This is a genomic window from Mesorhizobium sp. M1A.F.Ca.IN.020.04.1.1 (assembly GCF_003997315.1).
Lineage (GTDB): Bacteria > Pseudomonadota > Alphaproteobacteria > Rhizobiales > Rhizobiaceae > Mesorhizobium.
Window position 1 is genome coordinate 1 of the sequence record NZ_RZSN01000039.1, and the last position, 21,919, is coordinate 21,919.

General features: G+C 60.2%; 19 protein-coding genes and 2 pseudogenes. 14 read left to right on the forward strand and 7 right to left on the reverse strand.

From position 1 onward, the window contains the following. On the forward strand, positions 1–114 hold a 114-nt coding region (locus EOA49_RS10925), incomplete at its 5' end, for a transposase domain-containing protein (RefSeq protein WP_164746876.1). Between the two features lie 162 nt (positions 115–276). On the opposite strand, the gene EOA49_RS10930 is transcribed toward EOA49_RS10925, so the two are convergent. The 5 genes from EOA49_RS10930 to EOA49_RS10950 form a co-directional block, all read right to left on the reverse strand. Beyond that, the gene (locus tag EOA49_RS10930; protein ID WP_127241384.1) at positions 277–849 is read right to left on the reverse strand and encodes a hypothetical protein; all 573 of its coding nucleotides are present in this window, start codon (positions 847–849) and stop codon (positions 277–279) included. A 33-nt stretch (positions 850–882) separates the two neighbouring features. Beyond that, positions 883–2,064: a hypothetical protein gene (locus tag EOA49_RS10935; protein WP_127241383.1), complete on the reverse strand. Its 1,182-nt coding sequence runs from the start codon at positions 2,062–2,064 to the stop codon at positions 883–885. A 78-nt stretch (positions 2,065–2,142) separates the two neighbouring features. Further along, positions 2,143–2,865 carry a TfuA-like protein gene (locus EOA49_RS10940; RefSeq protein ID WP_127241382.1) on the reverse strand — a complete coding sequence of 241 codons (723 nt, stop codon included), beginning with the start codon at positions 2,863–2,865 and terminating at the stop codon, positions 2,143–2,145. A 5-nt stretch (positions 2,866–2,870) separates the two neighbouring features. Further along, on the reverse strand, positions 2,871–4,025 hold the full coding sequence (locus tag EOA49_RS10945; RefSeq protein ID WP_127241381.1) for a YcaO-like family protein: 1,155 nt from the start codon (positions 4,023–4,025) through the stop codon (positions 2,871–2,873). A gap of 23 nt (positions 4,026–4,048) precedes the next feature. Continuing rightward, positions 4,049–7,210 (reverse strand): AAA family ATPase, encoded by a 3,162-nt coding sequence (locus EOA49_RS10950; protein WP_127241380.1) that lies wholly within the window; start codon positions 7,208–7,210, stop codon positions 4,049–4,051. Between the two features lie 49 nt (positions 7,211–7,259). On the opposite strand from EOA49_RS10950, the gene EOA49_RS10955 reads away from it, so the two are divergent. The 7 genes and pseudogenes from EOA49_RS10955 (at position 7,260) to EOA49_RS10985 (ending at position 14,146) form a co-directional block, all read left to right on the forward strand. Continuing rightward, positions 7,260–7,670: a hypothetical protein gene (locus EOA49_RS10955; protein ID WP_127241379.1), complete on the forward strand. Its 411-nt coding sequence runs from the start codon at positions 7,260–7,262 to the stop codon at positions 7,668–7,670. A gap of 90 nt (positions 7,671–7,760) precedes the next feature. Next, positions 7,761–8,933 (forward strand): MFS transporter, encoded by a 1,173-nt coding sequence (locus tag EOA49_RS10960; protein WP_127241385.1) that lies wholly within the window; start codon positions 7,761–7,763, stop codon positions 8,931–8,933. Between the two features lie 974 nt (positions 8,934–9,907). Continuing rightward, on the forward strand, positions 9,908–10,225 hold the full coding sequence (locus EOA49_RS10965) for a hypothetical protein (protein WP_127242355.1): 318 nt from the start codon (positions 9,908–9,910) through the stop codon (positions 10,223–10,225). Positions 10,226–10,393: 168 nt separating this feature from the next. Further along, a complete protein-coding gene (locus tag EOA49_RS10970) occupies positions 10,394–10,762 on the forward strand; it encodes a hypothetical protein (protein ID WP_095826432.1) in 369 nt (122 codons plus the stop codon). Positions 10,763–10,909: 147 nt separating this feature from the next. After that, positions 10,910–11,133 (forward strand): annotated as a pseudogene (locus EOA49_RS10975) (DUF763 domain-containing protein); the annotation flags it as partial. Positions 11,134–11,397: 264 nt separating this feature from the next. Continuing rightward, positions 11,398–11,778 carry a MucR family transcriptional regulator gene (locus tag EOA49_RS10980; RefSeq protein ID WP_127241868.1) on the forward strand — a complete coding sequence of 127 codons (381 nt, stop codon included), beginning with the start codon at positions 11,398–11,400 and terminating at the stop codon, positions 11,776–11,778. A gap of 1,645 nt (positions 11,779–13,423) precedes the next feature. Next, a complete protein-coding gene (locus EOA49_RS10985) occupies positions 13,424–14,146 on the forward strand; it encodes a DJ-1/PfpI family protein (protein ID WP_127241867.1) in 723 nt (240 codons plus the stop codon). A 758-nt stretch (positions 14,147–14,904) separates the two neighbouring features. On the opposite strand, the gene EOA49_RS32595 is transcribed toward EOA49_RS10985, so the two are convergent. Beyond that, positions 14,905–15,078, reverse strand: a complete 174-nt coding sequence (locus EOA49_RS32595; protein WP_164746983.1) for a hypothetical protein — start codon at positions 15,076–15,078, stop codon at positions 14,905–14,907. A gap of 217 nt (positions 15,079–15,295) precedes the next feature. On the opposite strand from EOA49_RS32595, the gene EOA49_RS10990 reads away from it, so the two are divergent. From EOA49_RS10990 to EOA49_RS32600, 3 genes are all read left to right on the forward strand, one after another. Continuing rightward, positions 15,296–15,604: a hypothetical protein gene (locus tag EOA49_RS10990; protein ID WP_127241866.1), complete on the forward strand. Its 309-nt coding sequence runs from the start codon at positions 15,296–15,298 to the stop codon at positions 15,602–15,604. Further along, positions 15,601–15,783, forward strand: coding sequence for a hypothetical protein (locus EOA49_RS10995; protein WP_127241865.1), 183 nt, complete (start codon positions 15,601–15,603; stop codon positions 15,781–15,783). Before EOA49_RS10990 ends, EOA49_RS10995 begins: the two co-directional genes overlap by 4 nt. Positions 15,784–16,442: 659 nt before the next feature. Then, entirely contained in the window at positions 16,443–16,580 is a 138-nt protein-coding gene (locus tag EOA49_RS32600; RefSeq protein WP_164746982.1) for a hypothetical protein, read from the forward strand. 1,501 nt (positions 16,581–18,081) lie between these two features. Here EOA49_RS32600 and EOA49_RS11000 read toward each other — a convergent pair. Continuing rightward, a complete protein-coding gene (locus EOA49_RS11000) occupies positions 18,082–18,462 on the reverse strand; it encodes a cytochrome c family protein (RefSeq protein ID WP_127240986.1) in 381 nt (126 codons plus the stop codon). 786 nt (positions 18,463–19,248) lie between these two features. Between EOA49_RS11000 and EOA49_RS11005 the strand changes: the two genes are divergently transcribed. From EOA49_RS11005 to EOA49_RS11015, 3 genes and pseudogenes are all read left to right on the forward strand, one after another. After that, positions 19,249–20,580, forward strand: coding sequence for a sorbosone dehydrogenase family protein (locus EOA49_RS11005; RefSeq protein WP_127240985.1), 1,332 nt, complete (start codon positions 19,249–19,251; stop codon positions 20,578–20,580). Between the two features lie 49 nt (positions 20,581–20,629). After that, positions 20,630–20,837, forward strand: a pseudogene (locus EOA49_RS33400) (aldehyde dehydrogenase family protein); the annotation flags it as partial. 7 nt (positions 20,838–20,844) lie between these two features. After that, complete coding sequence (locus tag EOA49_RS11015; protein ID WP_348626869.1) at positions 20,845–21,684, forward strand: alpha/beta hydrolase; 840 nt, start codon at positions 20,845–20,847, stop codon at positions 21,682–21,684. The last annotated feature ends 235 nt before the right edge of the window (positions 21,685–21,919 follow it).

A 21,919-nucleotide genomic window follows, 5' to 3' on the forward strand; every position in this document is an offset into this window, starting at 1 on the left:
GGCTACCTCGCCGACGTGCTCGCCAGGATCGTCAACGGCCACCCGAACAGCCAGATCGACGAGCTTCTGCCCTGGGCCTTCATCGCCGCTCCCGAGCTTAAGGCCGTGGCCTAAGAACACCGCTTACGCTACTTCCCCCGGTATGAGAAGTATGATCAACCGTCGTCTCTGAGTTCCACCCCCAGCCCTGTGTAGCTTCAGCCGATCCGACTGCGTGGCAAACCTGGCTGGCAGGCGAGCCTTCTTGCCTTCAACCTTGACAGGGAACATGAGAGGCTAGTCGTTCAGCTTTCCGCCACGGTGTCCCATCGTCATCTTGGATGCGTACATCGTTGGTGAACGCTTGCCTGGAAGGTTCGCCTCAAGGACGATCTGTTCGACAAAGCCCTGGTTCACTTCGAATTCCACGCATTGGTCGAGCTTGTCGACAATCCACAGCTTATATTTTTCTTTAGTGTCGGGATCCACCTTCAGATCATAACCGCAGTCGTCCGTAGGGATGCTTCGAGGGCTGGCAGGTATAAGCATAAGTTTCGGCTTTGGGAGATCATAGCAGTGTCCTTCATAAGAATACCCAACAATAACCCCACACGATATTGGATTATCGTCGTCCCACGTCGCCGCTAAGATAAATACTATCCCTATCTTCGATTTTGTGTCGATGACAACCAAATCTGTTTTTGTTACATCAGTCTTTATCCTTATCTTTTTATTTATACTTTCAATATTATTTGCATCTATATTTTTTAATAGGTCGCTTTTCGGAGTTATACCATAAAGGCGTACCTGTGCTGCGTTGTAGGCACCTTTGGGAAACGTCAGTGTCGGTCGGTGATAGTCGTCGCTCATTTTCCTCACTCCTTTTTGTTGCAATCGATCAGTTCATAGAATCTCTCGCCATCTGAAGTTTTCTTCAAAGTTTTCCGCAAGCGCGGGCGCCACCCGGTCGCTGACATCGACCAGCGTGGCGGCGGCATTCTCGAAGGTCAGGTCATCTGCATCGAGGCGTGGCCATGCCTGAGCAAGTGCGAGGGCCACTTCGTCCCTTGCTCTGATCAGCATGCTCTTGAACATGAAGGGCCGAGCGCGAAAGGCGCGGGACGTGAAATCCGAGATGCGCTGCATGTCGGACTGGTCGACGTCCTTGATATCGATCCCCAGCAGCCGCTCGTCGGCCAACCCCTCGTGCACCAATGCCGCGTGGTAGACGTCGACGATCGTGTCGAACACAGCTCCCGTGAACGGTCGTGACCTGTCGTGGATTTCGGCCGTCACCTCCGACATGCGGCGTGCGTTGCTGGCGAGGCGGATCTGCCGATCGCCAGTCAGTTCGGCAATCCGGCTCAATTCATTGAGAACAAGCAGGTTGCCATCGCAGTGCCGCAGCAGACGGTCCATGCCGCTGTCGAAATTCAGGAAGGACAAGAGGGAGACGAGATCCGAGTTGGCTTCGTGGAACGGTCCGAAATCGCCTTGAGTCAGGCCGCCTGCTGGTGTCCCGAACAGCGAAAACAAGATTGCGTGGCCGACCTCATGTGCGATCACATCGAAGTTGAGCGCATAGGGATACTTGCCTCCGTCGATGCCACGCTCTCGGCCGAGTTCCAGATAGCCATAGCCCGATTGCGCATTTTCCCAGTCGACGAAGGGGATGATTTCGAGCCGCTCGTACGTCTCGGCAAAGTACCAGACAATCGGTTTGCCGAGGTAGCTTTCCCAGATGTCCAGCACGCGGCTGACCGAGGCGAAAGCGTGCGCAGAAAGGAACTGGCGCGAGGTCAGGGAAAGCTGATCGAAATGGCCGTCAAAGCCAGCCTCTGCAGGCGGAAAGATTTCGCCGACAAACGGTGGCAGATAAGGGTAGTCGTAAGGCTCCTTGTCGAGGAGCGGATCGCGAACGTAGATGCGGTGATCTTCCGGGCCGGAGCGGATCAGATCGGGTGGAGTAGAAATCCATACTGTTTCGGGTGTTCCGTAACCCGAAAGGTGAGGGACCTGCGGGTAGACCAGGAACCGCGTTCCCAGCAACGGATCTTGCGCAACGACACGATCGACCGCGTCCAATTGCTGGCCCCCTCTGACACTACCACGCTATCACGGCGCTTACGTTGCGTAAATCGTCGGCCGCCAAGAGGTCAGGGCCTATAGCGCCAGCCCCGCATCATGCATATCCTTGGAGAAGGCCGAGGTTAGCTGTAATTCCGGCATGGGGCGTGCTTTTTCAAATGCTTGCTCCCGCAAAACTTCAAGTGCCTGCAGAGCATCTTGCTTTTTTTGCTGGACGAAAACTGCGCCGAGCTCCCTGCACAAGTTCTCGACGTCGTACTTGCCGTCGTGCGCATCCCGGACCATCCGTGCCAGGGTGCGCTGGCGAAAGTTGACGGCCTGTGCCGCACCCTCGAGCCTCGCCCGCTGTTCGGGTGAAATCACGCCGCGCCGGAAAGCAGCGCGAAGGGTCCGGCGCAGATCAATCAGCGCATGCGTCAATTGAGCGAAATTCACCTCGGCCGGTCCATGCAATACTGCTACTGCGTCGTCGGGTGCAAAGGCGAAGCGGCGATACCATCTGTAGATTAGCCCGACGCCTTGCATATGGGGGAACAGCTCGGCTGCTCGAAGGGCACCCATGCTTGCCGCGCCGACGACATGAATGCCGCGGCTGAGGGCCCACAGGATTTCCTTGTGCCGAACCGCCGGCTCGGCCTGAAAACCGCCGTCTATGAGAAGGATCGCACTCGGGTCGAAATGCTGCACGGCCGAAACGATCGAGCTTTGCACGGCCGGGGGAAGGCATACCGCATCGACGACCTTCAACGCGTCGACATGGGACACGGTAGGGCCGGTGAAGACGAGTTTCGGGCGCATAGCCTCTACCCCTGCAAGAGCGGCTGCAAGGCAGGGATGACGATCCTGACAACCGACAGGGCGTCGAGCGGTTTCGTTCCCACCCGGATTAGGTGAACCGCATCGAACCCTCTCTCTTCGAGAATTGCCAAGAGGACCGACAGCCCGTCCGACGCCGTGTTGAACTTCTGCTCGGCGAGCGCGCGGAAATCCACGCTGCGCGGGCCATCGCGGAGGAGCCGGCGATGCGCTGCGATCATCTGCCGATCGGGGTATTTCGGATAGGACGCGCGCGTCAGGTCATCGCGCGCGCCCGAGATCGCCGCCAGACGGGCCTGGGCCGCTTCGTAGATGGCGTGCACCGCCGCGCCGGCGGGACTGAAACCGGCAGCCGAGCCATCAGCCGGATGGTCCAAAAGGACCGTTTCCGTCGGTTCGTCTTCCAGCAGATGGCACCACACCACCGGTATGCCCAACGGCGATAAAGCTTGCCAAAGGCCGACCAGCACTTTCTTGGCCGCCAAAGTTTCCAGGAGATCGCGGAGCGACGGATCATCGATCGTCTCGGGATCGATGCGTTGACGGTGGAAAAACCCATGGGTCCGGTATGCCGTGGCGATCGCGTCGCGTTCGATGCATTCAAGCATGCCATGAACGATGGCATCCGGCTCCTCGAAGCCTGCTGCCAAACCGCTCGTCGATGCCGCGAAAATGCCGTCATGGGGCAGTGACGGCAACACATAGGCGGTGTGCACGAGCTCGAAAGGGACCAGGTCGCGGCTGCAGGTAAGAAGATTGTCGGCGGCTACCCACGCCGTCTCCCGGCCGCGCCATCCGGGCGCGGTGCCCCCCTGGAGATGCCTTTCGAAACGATCGGGCGGGATGCCCAATTGATCGGCGCAGCCGACGACTGTGTCGAAATTCGCCACCTGCTCTGCAAAGAAGCTCTCGGCCGATTCCAGCATGGCCGATATCGCGGCTTGCGCCAGGGTGGCGCCCTTGCCTTGCGCGACCGCGTTGGAGAGCGAGAAAGGTCTTGTAACCTGCACGACCGGGATGCCGAGCTGGTCGAGCCCGGTAATGTCGGCGATCCGCGTGACGCCAAGGCCTTCGCGCATCTTCATCAGCCTCGCCAGCGCCTCGTCGGGCGGCGGACCCAGGCGTTCATATCGCTCCAGCATCGCGGATGCTCTTAAGTGGCCGGCTAGTGCCGAACGGCCGATTCGGGATTGACGATCAGCGCGGCGCCCGGCTCGAGAGCGGATTTCGCACGTTCGACCCGATCGCGATAGCGCGACGACAGTTCAGGTGACAGGCCTGATGATTGAATGGTCTCGTATGTACTGACGAGGAAAGGCACAGCGCTTTGCTCCGCGGCTATGGCGATGCTCTTTTCGAGGGCAGCGATTACGTCCGCCTCCGCATCGCCCCGGAGAATAAGTAGCTCCGCCCTTCGCCGGTAGAGCTCTGCCAGCCAGAAGCGGCTGCCGCCGGCCTCGGCCTGCACAACAGCCGAGCCCAGCAGCGCGAGCGCCTCATCGACCTCGGCAGTTCGTGTCAAAAGCTCTGCCAGCATGCCGCAATAGACCGGTTCGTCCTCAGGCGTCTGGAACTCGCCATGGAGGCCAAGGCCTTGCCGCATTTTTTCCCTGCCGCTCTCGACCTGGCCGGCGTTGCCGTCGCACCAGCCTTCGAAGATTTGCGCTGCGGCGGCGAGGGCAGGCATATAATGGCGCTCCGTCAAGTGGCGCAGATCCGCTATCACCCTTCGCAGCATCGAAAAATCGCGGCGATAGCAATGCAGCATCGCCTCGTTGAGATAGGCATGCGCGATGCTGCCGGCATGTCCGGTTTGCTGCGCCCAGCTCCTAGCTTCCGACATCGAACGGATCGCGCTTGCCGGCTTTCCGACGAACCACAGCGACAAGGCGCGGTGGGCGAGCCCGCAGACCCTCGCGTCATGCCCGCCGAACAACGCAGCATTGGCTTTGCCCTGGCCGTGCTCATAGAGCGACAATCCGGCGCCGACGGCCGCGATGCAACGGTCGTGGCGGCCAAGATTGAAGTCGATTGCCCACACGCAATGCCTGGCCTGGAGTTGCACTTCGGCATCCTCGACATCCCTGAGATCGCTGAGCACGACCTCCGCGCGCTCGCCGTCCGTGACGGTGTCCGTGAACCACCAGCCCCAGTAGATCGGGAACCACTTGGCCCGCTCGGCCACCGGCCGTCGCCGGGCGATCACCACGCCGTCCTCGTACAATTTGCGGGCGGGCGCCGAGTTCGGACCTTCGACAGCGGTCAGGATGGGACCGAGCACGATCATTGCCGATAGCCGCAGCGCGTCTCGCGTGTCGGCTGCCGCAACGCGCTCGCAGAGCGCCAATGCATGCTCGAGTATCTGCCTCGCTTCCGCCATTGCCGAGCGGGACGAGCTTTCCGTGCCTGCCATCACGAACTGAGCGATCGCGTCCTCCAGAAGGCCTGCGCGCTCGGCGTGCTCGGCGACCTCGGCGGTGCCCAGCCACCCGGCCAGGTTTCGGTTGCGGCTCACCGCGGCAAACAGGCGGCGATGCAAGGCCTGCCGTCTCTTGCGTAGCGTTGCGTTGTAGATCGTCTCCTGGATAAGCGCATGGCGCACGCCATAGACCGGAACGCCGGAAGGCCGCACGCGGATCAGGAACCCGGCCTCGCTCAGCGAATCCAGCGCGTTTGCGATGATTTCCTCGTCGAGCTCCGGCAACAGCGCGCGCAGCAATTCCTGATTGAAACGATTGCCCGCGACGGCTGCGGCGCGCGCGACTTCGCGTGCCGGCCCCAGCGTTTCGAGCCTGGCCTCGATCACGCTTTCGAACATCGAGGCATGACTGTGCGTCGCGGTCTGCGCCAGCCGATCCGTTGCCGAGGCCGCGTTCTCGGCCATCCACTGGCAGATTTCTTCGATGAACAGCGGGACGCCTCCGGTCACGCGTTCCACCACATCGATCAGTTCCGGGGACGTTGACGGCTTGTCTTGCGGCCACATGGCCGCGATCGCCAGCCGCGTTTGCTCGCGGTTGAGCGGCTTTAGCGAGATATGCTTTGGATTCGATACTGCCAGCCAGCTCCCGGATTCAGGGCGCGTGGTCGCGATGACAAGCGCCCGGAAGTGACGGGCCGACTGTGCAAGCTCAGCCAACAATTGTCTCGACGTCAGGTCGATCCAATGGATGTCCTCGACCACCAGGACGATCGGTCCGCTGGCGCACAGGGCTTCGAGCGAGTGGCGAACCGCCCAATTGGCTTTCGCGAGCATCGCCTCGGCGTCGATTTCCTTGAGCATCGGATCGGCTCCCGCAGCGCCGAGCAGGAACGAGAAGATGTCGATGATTTCGGGATCGCGGACGTCATGATCGCGGAATACTTCCGCCACGGCGGCAGCGCTGAGCTGTCCTTCGTTGCCGGCGAGATCGCCGCGTACGTTCTGTAGCAGCGGATGCAGCGCCGAGCGCAAGCCTCCCGGCGTGCACTGGAAGAGCAGCAGTTTCGCACGCTGGTGACGCGTGCGCCGGCGCACTTCGTGAAGAATGCGCGACTTGCCGATCCCGGCCTCGCCCTCGATCACCACCACGCCGCCGTTTCCTGCAACGGCGCTGTCCCATGCTTCGGCGATCGTGGCGAGCTCGGCCTCGCGACCGACGAGCGGACTGCTCAGCCGCCCGAAGGCGAAGAAGCGGTCGACCTCGCGCTTGTGACTCAGCGCGCGCCAGACCAGCTCCGGCTCGGCAAACCCCTTGATCGCGTGGGGGCCCCTAAAGCTGAACACATGCGACCGTCGCGCCAGGTTGCGCGTCGCGTCCGAGACCACCACCGTATCCGGCTGCGCGATGGCCTGGAGCCGTGTGGCCATCGCGAAGGCAGGGCCGGTGACATTGTCACCACCGGTGTCGGCGTCACCCTTGTGGATTAGGGCCATCGATGTCGCGATTCCGACCCGGACATGCAAATCGGCGCGGCCTTGGTCCGAACCGACACGCCTGCAGGCGTCGACAATTTCGAGCCCGGCTCGGATCGCCAGCGATGCCGCGTCCTTGGCGTCTATTTCGGCAGGAAACAAAGCAACGCCGCCATCGCCGACCTCGACCTGGACGGCACCCGAGCACGACGCGACCGCCTGTCTCGCCGCCCGCTGGAAGGCTGATATCAGTTCCTCGAACTCTTCGATGTCCAGGATGGCAAGAAGGTCCGTCGATCCGACCAGGTCGTAGCAGAGCGCGGTCAGGATCCGGCGCTCATGCCGGGCTTCGGACGCACTGTTGCCGTTGCCGCCCAGAAAACCTGTTGCCACCGACGCCGCCGGCAACGCGACCGGACTCTTCTCCGACATGCTGCGATTTCCTCGCCGAGCGCAGTAACGGCAATATTAGCAAAGTGCGATGCTGTTCACAAAACACTTGATCGGTGGGCAGGGCAGGGAAAAGCCCATGCTGGCATCATTATGGAGAGATATTTTCACGGCGCAAACTCCCCGTGGCGTTGACACCAGCTGTGACCGCTTTTGGTGGGCGGCCGGGATGACTTCGATGGCCGAAATAAGGCGCAAAGCAGCCGAATTGGTTCCTTTCGCTGTGACTCAGATTTGCGACTTGGTCTTGATCGCTTCCGACCTGAATTCAGTGCTAAAAGCATTGCGGGAAAGCGGAATAGAGTCACGTCCATGCACAATCAGCCCGACGACGAACCCGGGCTGTTCTCCATTGATTTCTGGGCGAATGACGATTGTCGGGAAGTTGGCCAAAGGACTAAACCTGGCCCTCGATCAAGTACACCTCAAGACGGGTAGCTGATCTTTGACAGGATCCCTTCCAAATTCCGAAGGCAACTGCGTTGTCCCTGGCGAGGTCAAGCACCTTAGGAAAGGCGGCCGCGCTGCGGACATATACGCGGCGCGGGCCTGTCGAGACTTTGGCGATGGCTTTGCCGCAGTGCTCTTGCCGGTATACCTGGCTTCAATCGGGCTTGGACCGCTTGAGATCGGCGTTGTCGCCACCTCCGCACTCCTTGGTTCGGCGCTGCTGACGCTCGGCATTGGATTCCTGGCCGTGCGGGCGGACCGGCGCACTCTGCTTTTGGCTGCGTCCGGCCTGATGATCGCAACCGGGGTGGCCTACACGCAGTCAAGCACCTATGCAGCTGTTCTGCTCGTGGCTTTCCTGGGCACGATCAATCCTTCGTCCGGGAGCGTCAGCATCTTCGTTCCGCTCGAGCACGCCGTCTTGTCTCGGCTTGTCGCGGATACGGACCGCACGGAGGCATTCGCACGCTATAGCCTGTTAGGTGCGCTGGCGGCTGCGTTTGGCGCCCTTGCTGCAACCAGTCCCGATTTCTTGGTGACGATTGGGATCTCACGGCTCGTCGCTCTCAAGGCAATGTTTTTCCTCTATGCCGTTCTTGGCGTGGCGGGCGGCCTGGTGTACGCGCGCATTCCTGCTGGTCCGAAAACGTCTCCACAGGACCTGCCCGCCGCGGCACTTGGGCCGTCGCGCGCTATTGTCTACAAGCTGGCGGCGCTGTTCAGCATCGATGCCTTCGCCGGCGGTTTTGCCGTGCAATCGCTCATAGCTTTGTGGCTGTTCAGCAGGTTCGGGCTTTCGCTATCGACCGCCGGGGTGTTCTTTTTCTGGTCGGGTGTTTTGTCTGCGGTTTCATTTCCGGTCGCTGCATGGCTGTCGAGGCGCATCGGGCTTGTGAACACGATGGTGTTCACGCACATCCCGTCAAGCATTTGCCTGATCCTGGCCGCCTTGGTGCCGAATCTCTATGCCTGTCTGGCATTTCTTCTGGTACGCGCAGCACTGTCCCAGATGGACGTGCCGACTCGCTCCTCGTATGTGATGGCACTCGTTACGCCACCGGAGCGGCCCGCGGCGGCGAGCGTTACGTCGGTACCACGCAGCCTCGCGGCCGCTGCGAGCCCGGCGATCGCCGGCGCGCTATTTGCCGAGGGGTTCGAAGCCTGGCCTCTGGTGATCTGCGGTGCCCTCAAGATCCTCTACGACTTGGCCTTGCTTTGGGCTTTCCGCCACATCAAGCCGCCTGAAGAGAGCTGAAGCTGCGCACGACCCTCTGCGACTGCGGTCAACCCATCCCTCAAGCTGCTGCGATCTGCCAGACGGCGACGCTGGCGAGCACGATCCCCGCAGCGCCTTCGATGCCGTGAGACAGCAGCGAACAGGCGCGGCCGGCTCTCAAAGATGTGCACAAGCCGTTCGCGGAACAGGATCGACAACACCGCCACCGTGGACAGGGTCACTGCAATGCCGGTCATCATCGTAACGGCAAAGAGAAGACCCGCTACCGGAACTCCCCTCGACATCGCGAAGGTCATGACGAAAAGAGTCAACGGGCACAGGATCACGCCAGCCATGAAGCCGACGGCCTCGCGCTCCTACCGGAATGATCGGCCGTGGCCAGGAAGTCGATCCAATTACCACGGGCGCCCTGCCGGCCGGCTATACGACAGTCACGGTCGCGCACGGCGGCAGCGCTGTCAGGTATATTGTTCCGCATAAAGAATAGCCCGGAAGCCGAAGCCGCCGGGCCAAAGCCGAACTTGGAGAGGTTCAGGTGTGATGCTCACTCCCACCCCGAATCCGGTTCGAACGCACATAACACATCCGCGATTGCTAAAAAGCCCAGCCACCGAGGCAGCCGGGCCAAAAAGAACCCCAACTTGGAGAGTTCAGGTGTGTGGCTCATTGTATCCCCGCAAGCCGGTTGAACGCCACAAACGCGGGGTTGCCTGTTAGCGAACCGCCACCATCACAAATCGCGCTTGGTGGCCGTCAGCACCTAGGAATTCGGCGCCGTTGTGATTGCCGCAGGGGGTATGGCGACTCCGAAGATCGACGACAGCGGGGCGAACAAAAGCGTGACCTTCCCTGCAAGGGCGAAGATCGACAGCTTCGGCGCCGCTTCGCTCCTTGCTGGGCCTTAGGATCCCCGCCTAATTTTCTCGGAACACCACCCGTCCCGAAACCGTTTGTGCCTCGAAGGGGCAACCATCGACCTCAAGGAGGCAGCGATGAAAAAGCTTCTGCTTGCTTCGATGATCGCCATCGCCTCGGCGTTTGCGATCGCGCCGGCGAGTGCCGGTAGCGTTCAGTTTGGCATCGGCGTCGGCCCCAGCTACGGCGATTACTATGGTGACTACTATGGCGGGCATTACCCTCACCGCTATTACCGACACGTCTACGATGACGACTACTACACTCCCTATCGCGAGCGTTATGTGGTGCGCTATCATAACCGGTATTATCGCGATCATTGCCGGATCAAGATCGTGAAGCACTGGCGCCATGGCCACCGCGTCATCGAAAAGATCCGCATCTGCCGGCGCTGACCGACCAGCGAGCGGACATCTCCCCTCGGCGAGGGGAGATGTTGCCGTAGTGCGTCCGCCTCAGCATCTTCGCCGCAACCTGCTCTTGCCACCGGGAATATTAGCGACCGGGAACATGGCTTCCTACGGCGCGTTTACCCGATGATCAGCCTTCAGGAGGAGGTTGCCATGAAAAAACTGCTACTCGCTTCAGTGATCGCCGTTGCTACCGCGGCAGCCACGGTCGCGCCTGCGGATGCGCAGGGGTTCTTCGGTCTCGGTTTCGGTCCATTCGGCGGCTTCAGCCCGTTCTACGGTGGCCCATTCGGTGGGCCATTCAACGGTGGTCCTTTCTACGGCGGCGGCCCGTTTTACGACTATGGCGGCCGCTATTACGGCCCTCGCTATTATCGCGATTATTATCCTGGCTACGTGGCCCGCTATCCGCATCGCTACTACTACCGGCACCGCCACTACCGCCATTGCCACGTAAAGTGGGTGCGGCACTGGCATCATCATCGCCGGGTGCTGGAACGCGTGCGGGTTTGCCGTTACTGACACGGCCAAACATTGGCTGCGGCTGCGCCGCCTTCCAAATTCCCGCTAAATGCCCGGCATTCATAGGAGGCAAAAGTGACGCAGCGAAGCGGCAGCGCCGACCTGCCGCTGCATGGCGGGCGGGTTCTGAAATAGCTGGGCGATCGCATGACGAAGCTCGCGCGGTGCTATGCGAAGCCATCATCCATCATTATGGCCGCGACGAGCTTTTGCGGCGCCTCGCGCATCCCCTTTGGTTCCAGTCCTTCGGCGCTGTGATGGGCATGGACTGGCACTCCTCCGGCATCACCACTTCCGTCATCCGCGCGCTGAAGCGCGGGCTCAACCCGACGGCCGGTGAGCTTGGCATCCATGCCTGTGGCGGGCGCGGGATGGCGCACTTCATCTTCGGCCGCAGATCCACTCCATGGCGGGAGCGTCAGGGCCGAAGCGATGCGGAGCGCCGGCAGATCGAGGCTCTGATGACGATGGCAGTCTAGGCAGCCGCCCGTGACGGACATGTCCGCGTCGATAAGCTCTTGAAGAGTCCAGCCGTCATGCTGGCGATCCAAGGGCGGCTCGGCCTTTTGGCGGGATTTCATTTTATTAGCAGATGCGCTCAAATAGAGAGGTTTGTCAGACAAAAGAGATTTCGCATGTCACTAGTGGACCTCACCGCCGACATCGTCTCCGCTTATGTTAGCAATAATCTCGTCTCGGTAACCGACTTGGCGGATTTGATCGCGTCGGTGTATTACTCGCTCACTGGCGCAGCCCTGCTGCCAAAGCAGGAGCCTGCCGTCGACCCGGAGCGCTCGGTCTTCCCCGATCACATTATCTGCCTGGAGGACGGAAAGGAGTTCAAGTCGCTCAAGCGGCACCTGATGACCGATCACGGTCTTACACCAAAGCAGTATCACGCGAAATGGAACCTGCCGGCAGACCATCCGATGGTGGCGCGGAACTATGCGGAGCGGCGATCGGAATTGGCGAAGGGGTTGGGCTTTCAGCGGAAGCCTCCAAATCTCCGAAAATGAGGTCGCCGCACCAGCGAGGATTATATTCCTGATCGATGGACGAACCAAAGAGGTACGCGATCACGCCATGTCCTTTTGTGGTAGAAATTAGCTATCTTGCATGTGCGGCGGACCGCCGGTTCGCCAGGCCGGCGCCAGGACTCAGGCAATTCTCCCCACGAGAAAAGGCGCCGGTCACACCTTAGCCCGCCGCGCGGGTGTGGGGGCACACCCAGCGGCGGGTTAAAGGATTCTGCCGAATATTGGCGTCCTCGTGATGGGGCGTAAGCAAGCGCCCACGCTGCCGCGCATCACGGGTCAATCAGCGCCTTTTGGCTGAATTCAGCAGATGCGCATATGTTCGGTCGCCGGCTCTGTGTCTCTGCCGGCCAAGGCCCGGGCTACCCCATACCCACACCCAAAGGCTACCGGGCCACCTTACCCCCTCATATAGGGCGCGAAATGAGGACCCGGAAAAGCAGAGCCCACTCGCTTTGAGGGGGGACGAGCGGGCTCCGGGGTCTGCGCAAACCCCAACGGCGCGACGTCGGGCAGAGATCGCGCCGTGAAACCCAACCTGCCGACCGGTGGAATGTTCCCCAATGCAACCGAAGTCGCAGGAGCCGACGCTTTGGTCCCTGTGCTGAAACAATGGGGCCTATTACTTAGCTTGAGCGATGCCGGATCGTCCGGCAGCGAGAGAGCAGTGACGGATGCCCGCCATTCTGCCAGGAGTGACGGGCATCTGTTTTGCTGTCCTATCTTTGGCCGATTGAACTGGTGCCTGGCGGGGCGAAAAAACAGGTCCACCTGAATCTGTGATAGGCCTCGAAATTCATGTGTGGGGTCAATGACCGGTAGAACGTCATCAGCCGCTCGCAAATGTGATAGCGGTCATCTGGCGAAGTCTGGACACGGTCTCTGGGAATAAACCACTCCGACTCCCGGAGCTCGTTCAAGTAAAGTGAATGTTGCGATCTGACGAAATAGCCATCCCTCGTCATCCTGACATCCGCAGAGTCTATGGGGTAACAGTCTTTGTTCCCGCAACAATCGTACCGGAGAACCGGATCTGTCTTGCCCGTATACCAATCGTGTGCACCGGCCTGGTCCGCAAAGACGAGCCATATTAATGCAATAGGCCTATGCAAGTGCGCCATGGAAACGCCCCTCGCATTTGCTTTAACACATTAGTAAGTGCTAATCTAGACGTTGACGTGGTTACGCGAGGGGCGTCTCGATGCATCGGGTCAGCACGCGAGAACGCGCAGGGCTGGCGAGCATTGTGGTCACGGCTGCGGCCCTCAATGGTGGTCTTGCCTTCGCGTAGCCCCAGCAGAAGTTGGACGTATCCACCTGCCTGTTGCCATATCCCATCACCGGAGAATCAAGATCCCCGCCATCACGGTGACGCCGCGGCCTGACGGGTACGCAATTATCCTTCGACCAGGCGATCACCACAAAGTCACTCATCAAAACCGGTATCGTTCCTTACGACGTAGTGATTCCGTCTGGTGACGACAATTTCCACATCTGTCTGCATCCGACGGAGGAAAACGAGAATTGCTTCTTTGCGCCGGTCGACACGATGTGAGCCCTGTCACCCGCCTAGAGAAATGGTTGTCCACGGGGTAGAATTCAGAATGAATGGCTTGGAGGGACAGCCATGTCGGCTTTCAATGTTGGCTTCGTGATCTTCCCCGGCATTACCCAACTCGACTTCACCGGTCCGTTTGAGGTGTTAAGCCGGCTCGCGACGCCTGGTTCGCTGTCGTCGCCCAGCGAGTTTGCCCAAGCGAAAACCTACGTTGCGGCAAGAACGATCGAGCCGATGCTAAGCGACCGCGGCCTTGCCATAATGCCGAACTGCACGTTTGAGGATTGTCCGCAGCTCGACCTGATCTGCGTGCCTGGCGGCGCCGGCATTGCTGAGGCGCTCGCCGATGTCGAGATTGTCGACTTCATCCGCCTCCAGGCTGAGAATGCACGCTACGTCACGTCGGTGTGCATCGGGGCTTTCCTGCTCGGGGCAGCGGGGCTGTTGCAAGGACGAAACGCCACCACGCACTGGGCTCACACGGGGTTGCTGCCACTGGTGGGCGCCCGTTACGAAAAGGGCCGCACCGTCCGCGACGGCAACGTGTTCACCTCTGCGGGCGTGTCCGCGGGGATTGACTTCGCCTTTGCGGTCATCGCTGAGGTTGCCGGGCAGGAGGTGGCGAAGGCTATCCAGCTTGCGATCGAGTACGATCCAGCACCGCCCTTCGAGGCCGGCCATCCGGACAAGGCATCAGAGGCAATAGAACTTATGATCGAGCGCAACGCGGCAACCCACGCCGGCATCTCGCAGGCGCTGGGCAGAGCGGTGTGCCTAGCCGATCGAACTTGAGCAGGTCCATAACGGGTCGCTGCGTTTGGCGCGTTGCGAGTTCTTCCTATTGGCGTTGAAGGGCGGAATGGCCTCCAAAGCACTCAGCGCGAACGAACAGGTCAATCTTCCAGGTGACAATCGAGTTTGAGGCGCAACAGTCGCATGCTCTGATCCGCTCGAACGGGTCCTGCGAATTCGATCGAGATTGGCGCATATCCCCTTTACCTTGGACGGCCGGCAGAGCCAGATCTTCTAGGCCCGCTCAGGCTGATGGCTGGCGAGTTCCGCTGAGCTTCCAGGCCGGCATCGACGTGGTCAGGTAAACGAGGGTGGGTTGGCCCCCCGACTGACGCGGTTGTTATCGCGTCCGGCGGCAGAAGGATCACTATCTTCGCCTCTTGAGCAAGCCACAGAGGCTTTCCTGCCAGCAAGAACACGGTGGCGACAAGGCACATCAGGAGGATGGCGGCGCAGAGGTTGGCAATCATATCGCCCAGCTGCAAGGAACCTCGCCTATCCGGGAAGGTCACTCATAATTCCGACGATTTCGTAAAGGCTGGCCTGACAAGGCAGTCGGAAGCCTCAGGATCACTGCCCGCCGGGCGTGCTGGCAAGCGGTCTCGATGGCTCCGTGGTTGGGGTCGCCCGACTTTCAGAAGAAGGTGGCCGATGACTACAGCTGGAAAGCGCTTGCCAAAAAATTGTCCAGGAGTAAAGCGGCCCGGCCTGCATGCGGGGTGTCGGGGGGACGACATGAGCGGGACAGGCCGAGCCTCTTACCCCGTTACGAGCCGGGGCAGATGCACATTATGCGCTGCCTTTCCAGCGCTCAGGTCTATCAGCTCACGCGCTTGCTCTTCGGTGATGCCGGTTTCCCTCACATGAAACCGCACCCGAAACTCTTTCTCTGCCTTAATGCGTTCGTCGCGCTCGGTCTTGCTTTCGGCCATAGGAAGCCCACTCCGGCTGAGAATTCTCGCGCGGGCGAAAGGTTCCAACTGCATGAAAGCCCGCAGCTGGGAGGCTTGGCGACGGGCTATCTCGGACCCAGAAGCAGAACATGACTTCTGGGCGTAACAATCACCAGGAGGTCCTCTTTGTTCCTAGTCCTTTGTTAGATATTAGCTCAAGCTTGACGAAGACGGTCGCCGCGCCAGACTCAATCTCATGGTAAAGTATAGCATCAACATTGGCGATGAAGTCGCGATCGCAGCCAAGGTTCGCAGGCGAGTCACCGAGGATCGGGTAAGCGTCTCGATTCCTTCCTACGGCCAGCCTCACTCGATTGTCGATCGGATCTCGAAAGTTAAGCAGGGCCAGGAGATCGAGCTTCGAGGCGATGTCACCCGCGTTGATGAAGGCAAGTTGACCATCAACCTAGGTGTGCCCGTCACGGTGAATGCCGATACCGTTAGGCTGGTCACACCCTACAAGCCGCCGACAAGGAAGACGCCACTGGTGGACAAGCCGACATGACGAAGCTGTCCGATCTCGGGCCGCCAATCATCGGCCGGCGCCACAGCAAGGAATATTCCAACGAGCGCGACCATTTCCACAAGTGCCCGGTCTGTGGCCAGGCGGTTGACTGGCGCGATCTGCGGCAGGTGATCTGGCATGAACAGCCAGGCCATAAGCCGCTTGAGATAGACTCTTAAAAGGGTGCCCGACTGGCGCGAACACGTTCACAGCGAATCCATATCGATCTAGGATTCAACCTGTGGACGCGATCTTTGACGACCTTTCCAGTGCCCTCAGGAAGCCCCACAGCGGCCCTAGATGCTGCCGGCAAGTTCTTCACCGGCATTGCCATCGGCGTGGGCTTTGCACTTGTGCACGCGTTCGCGGGCTAAAACGCACCCAAATAGACCAACGCGAGGACCATAGCTGCGGCAAGGACACCGGCCAGCAGGTCTATCACAGGTATGATGAGGCTCTTGCGCCGGCCTTTGCGTAGCGTAGCCGCGTATGCGCTGTAGAGACGCCGGCCATCCTCGCCAAAGCGGTCGGCGTTCGGATAGACCTTCTGCGGCTTTCGTCTAGGCCGGAGCATGAGTTCCCCCACAACCCGCAGCCTACAATGGCGACGGCGTAGCCTCAACCGCCTGCCCTGTCTCATTTCTGCACAAGATTGCTGGCATCGACCCTGCACCAAAGATTCTGCCGGTTTGATCCCCGGCAGCTCTCGGGCTTGAGGCCGTTGTTAGGGGCCTCGCCCAGCGAGTTCTCCCGCTATATTAGCGATCACTTGTAAACAGGGCGAACTCGGAAGATAATGCCTGTTGCGAGGAGCGGCCTTGAGGGAGGGCGTGGTCCGATGCGATGGCCTTTGGTCGTGATTGCGCTGATTGTCGGCTTGGTCCTTTGGGACCACTATGCCAATGACAGCACCTATATTGCCGACGTCGAGAGAAGCCTCAGACAGGCCGCTGCGGACATGCCTGGCGGCGCCTGAAGGTTGGCCCCTTGTTCCGGTACACAGCTCGCCGACATCGTGCTCGCCCTTCGCCGGCTGGCCAAAACAACAATTGCCATCGACTGCCGTGACGCTACGGTTGGCGTGTCCGGGGTCTGGTTGCCCCCAATCCCGGATCAGGCCCGGCAGATCGTCACCACTTCCCCCGAAGCACTGATGGCCGCCGGGCCGTCTCTAGCGCTGCGGCAGCTTCTTCGGAGAGGTATCTGGCGCGTAGGCCAGGGTAACGCGCTTGCCGCGCACACCGCGCATTTCATCTTCGGCCGGAGATATCCATTCCATCGCCGGAGCGCCAGTATTCTCGATACGACCGAGGTCGCTTTGGTCCCTAAACTGAAACCTAAGCCTCACTGCAGCATTTGAGAGAACCGGTGAGGAAATGCGTCACCTTCCCTGTCGGTGTCAGCTAAGATAGATACCTGCCATGCCGACGGGCATCGTCTTGTCCGGATGCCCCGCCGTTCGCGAGCGAGACGACGATGTTGGCTGTAACGGCGTCTCGCTTGACCAGTGTCGGCTTTTCATATGTGCGCTTCATCGCGAATCCCCTTGCTGAAGTTGGCCGTGACCTAGCGGCGGCAGCAGCGCCGTCATTTAAAAGATTTTGGTCCCGCGGGCATCTGTCTGTTCACCGACAGGCTTTCGCAGTGCTGATGATAGCGACAGCCCGTCGCCAGCTATGGGGGGAACAGGCGACGGGCTGAGCGGCAATCGCCAGTGACAGCTGGATATGACCGCCTGCAGAAACTGACACCGAGAGCGTCCGTTCCGTTGAAACCTCGCACATATACAAAGGAGGGAGGCGGCGAATACGTTAGCCTTAACTGATTATAGACCGCGCTGTCCTATTCTGAGACAGCGCGGTCTTTCCATCGGCCGCGCAGGCGGCTCCGGCAACACCCAGCAGCCCACCCTGCCAGCTGTCGGAGCCGCCACCCAATAGATACCAGCAATGGTTGAATCAACTATTACCACGCATCCTCACCGGTGCATTTCGCCAATCATTACAATTTTGGGATGGGAGCGACGAACGTCGAGGGGCATGTTTCGCCGGTAAGACCAATGCGACGGAAATTGGACTTCAGTCGCAGGATCTCAAAACTGGTCGGAGCCCGCTCGCACGAGCGGGCTCCATCGTTGCCTTTCAGACGGCCGGCAGAACGGAGGACAGACCGTGCCGCCGACTCTACAACCGCTTGCGTGTCGCGATGTTCCCTGTTCCGGCTTAGATGCGCTCAAGTCATCTCTGACAATTCAATCGACAAAATTTGTGATCGACGGTCTGAGAGCCGTATACGCCCGGATTATTTTCGGGCCAGCTCTCGCCGCGCGGCTTGGGCCGTCTTGTTACAGCGAATTTCGTTTAGGAACCTTCAGGATTTCGGCGTCCAACGCCGTCAAATGTGATTTCGCCAGTTTTCCCTCACAGGCGGGGGCGCAAGCCATTCCCGCGCGGCGGTAAGCGTGAACGCGACTGGCCTTACTTGGAAAACTGTTTCAGGTAAGCGATGACGTTGGCTACGTCCTGATCGTTCTTGAGGCCGGGAAACACCATCTTCGTCCCTTTGATCATGCCCCTGGGGTCTTGAAGATACTTCGTCAGCGTGGGCTCATCCCATTTGATGCCGGATTTTCCGGCCTCTGTCATGGCCATGGAATAAGTGAAACCGGGATGCGTGCCCGCCGTGCGCCCGATGACGCCGTTCAGAGAGGGGCCAACCTTGTTCTGGTCTTGGTCGGCAATATGGCAGACCTTGCACTTGGTGAAGACCTTCTCGCCCGCGGCGGCATCCTGCGCCCGCGAGGGGCTTGCAAGGAAGATCGTGGCCGACGAGGCGATGAAAAGTGCGATTGCGCGCATGGCATTCCTCCCTGACGATCGTCATTTGCGCCGGACGATCCGAACGCCAGCTGCGCTGGCGTGGCCTGAACGGTAGAGCGGAATATCCGTGCTCCCGCCAATGGAATTGCGGCATCTACATACCACAATATCAAGCCGATGGGTAGAAACGCCAATCTTTCCGAGGCTGATGAGGTTCCAATAAACCCCTAGAGCGGGCCGAGCGGCAGCTAAAGTCGTTGTTATATCGAGCCTTGTCCAAGCCCTCTCTCCCCAAGAGAAAGATGCGGCCGGACATTCAGTTAAGCAAGTGCCCCGGATTGCTTCCTGGGATCTGGCGCAGGGCTCACGGCTCAGTGCAGCGCCAACCCGTGATCCACAACGAGTTCGACGGCAAGAGGGCCGGCTAAAAGCCAAAAGAGCTCGAGCCTGACGGGCTGTTCAGGATGCTTCATTGGCGTCCCCCACTGGCTGGAAGCTGAATGCGGAACGCGAGCTTCGGCTTGGCGGCAAGGTTCTTGACCTCACCATGACCGTCGGCAAACATAGGGCATGGGGAGCCGCGACGCCGGGATCGCAATGCAGCTCAATGCTGAGCTTCAGAAATTTGCCTTGGCATATCTGCCTCGCGCCAGAGTACCCCTCGCGCGCGGCATATCTATGGCAGAGAGCAGAGCGTCGCGAACTCCTGGCTCTCAAGCGGATCGGCAACGGATCACGAGCTGCTGTTTTGACGTGATTGGAATACCAAGCCGCTGACTAGCGTTTAACCAAGAGCACGAGGCGAATCCGAACGGAGGACGTTCGATGCATGCCGGCTTCCCACAAAACTTCATCCTAGCTGGATTGGGAGCCCTCATAGTCAGCTGCGCTAGCGTTCCAGCTCAGAAAACGGTGGCAGTAACCGGCTATGGCCCCAACCCCACCCTGCCGAAACCGACACCCACACTGATCCCGACCGTCAACATCGCGGAGGCAACAGGCTGGCAGAAAGGTGGTATGCCAATCCCGGCGAAGGGACTGAGGGTGACAGCGTTCGCCGCCGGCCTCGACCATCCGCGTTGGCTGCATGTGCTCCCGAACGGCGACGTGCTTGTGGCCGAAACCAATGCCCCTGCCAAACATGACGCTGGCTTCAGCCTGAGAAAGCTGATCATGAACCAGGCCATGAAGCGAGCCGGCGCTGCGACCATCAGCGCTAACCGCATCACGCTCCTGCGCGACACCAATGGCGACGGCGTTGCGGATGTGCGCAGAATTTTCGTGGAAGGCCTCAATTCGCCCTTCGGCATGACGCTTTCCAAAGGCAAGCTCTATGTCGCCAACACCGACGCGCTCGTCGCTTTCCCCTACTCCCACGGCCAGACCCGGATAACCGCGCCGCCGGAAAAGATCGTCGACTTGCCGGCCGGAGACATCAACCATCATTGGACCAAGGACGTGATCGCAAGTCCGGACGGACGCAAACTCTATGTCACGGTTGGCTCCAACAGCAACGCTGGAGAAAATGGCATCGCTGCGGAGAAAAGCCGCGCCGCCGTCCTTGAGGTGGATCGGTCCAGCCGCAGCACCCGGGTTTTCGCGTCCGGGCTGCGCAACCCAAACGGGCTCTCCTGGAATCCTGAAACCGGCGAGCTTTGGGTCGCCGTAAACGAGCGTGACGAGATTGGGGACGATCTCGTGCCTGATTACATCACTTCAGTTCGCAACGGCGCTTTCTATGGCTGGCCCTACAGCTATTATGGGCAGAACGTCGACGAACGCGTCAAGCCGCAGCGCCCTGATCTTGTGGCGGAGGCAGTCAAGCCCGACTATGCGGTCGGCTCCCATACCGCCTCTCTGGGTCTTGCCTTCTCCAGACGCGCGTCGCTCGGCACGGCCTATGGCAACGGCGCTTTCGTTGGCCAGCACGGCTCATGGAATAGAAGCGTGCACAGCGGTTATAAGGTGATCTTCGTGCCGTTCCGCGGTGGTAGACCGAGCGGGCCGCCGAAGGACGTGCTCACCGGCTTCCTCGGACATGATGGCAAGGCGATGGGCCGTCCGGTCGGCGTTGCTGTCGATCGGGCCGGCGCGCTGCTCGTCGCCGACGATGTTGGTAATGTCATCTGGCGGGTCACCCGAGCGAAGGTGCGTTAGCATCAGTGCCTTTCTGGCCGCGTTTTCCGCAACCGCGATCTCCAGCGCCGAGTATGGCCTTGCCGCCTATATCTACGCACGCGTCTTGCAAGGCACCCGCATGGCATCGAAGATCGAGCCCGTTATGATCGCGCTCAATCGCGATCTGATGTCCGACCCTGCCGACCCTCCGCAAGCGTCAAGCAGAGCGGGCTTGGGCGCGAGGGCGGCCAGAAGCATTACAAGCCGAGTTCATGGAGGCGAAATACTCGCCGTGATGATCTGATGAGAGAGATGGCGAAAGACCCATTCCGCACGCTCGATCACGTCCCCGAGTTCGACGACATCGTCGCCGAGATCCGCCGCAGAAGTGCGGAGACCAGGGCGAAAATCCCCATGATCGCTGATGTCGCTTATGGAGCCGGCCACGCTGAAACTCTGGACCTCTTTTTCCCTGAAGGCAGACGCGATCGACTGCCGGTGCATATCTTCATCCATGGCGGCTACTGGCGCATGTTCTCCAAGACAGACTATTCTTACGTCGCGGGATGTGTAACCAAAGCAGGAGCGATCGCGGTCATTATGGGCTATGCGCTGATGCCGGCGGTGAGGATGGCCACGATCGTCGACCAGATACGCCGCGCCAAGCGGTGGGTGGATGAACACATCGAAAGCCACGGCGGCGACCCCGGCAAGTTGACCGTCAGCGGCCATTCCGCCGGCGCGCACCTCGCGACGATGCTTTTCGACGACGACAGCCGACCATCGGGTCTCAAAGGCGCGCTCCTGCTCGGTGGCATCTACGATTTAAGGCCGTTGCAAGAGTCGTTCCTCGCTCCTGAAATATCCATCACCGATGAAGAGGTTGAGCGGTTTTCGCCGATCGACCATCGTTTCGATCCGTCGGTGACAGTCCAGATCTCGGTCGGGGCGGATGAAACCCCGCCTTTTCATAGCCAGGCTGCGGCTTTTGCGGAGCATCTGAAAAACCAAGGACTGGGTGTTTCACAAACGAGCCTGGCCAGGGTGAACCATATGAGCAGCGTCCGCGATCTGGGCATACCCGACACAGATGCTGCCCGGTCTTTGGTACATCTGCTGGCATCTGTTTCGGGAGTGTCTTGATCCGGCGGAATCGCGCGGGCTTTGACATGCGATGCCAGGGAACCACGATGAAGGCCCTGCCAGCCTCCGTTTGCGCGGCACCGAAGGGGAACTCATCCTGCACAGAGGCCGGCAGGGCGAGCTGGGCGTACGACCGGCCAAGTCATCCGGCCCGCCGTCAAGCGAAGCCGGTGACTTGGGCATATCGGTGGTCGGCGTTGCTACCGTCCAACGAGTGAACGCGAGGGCGCTCAGG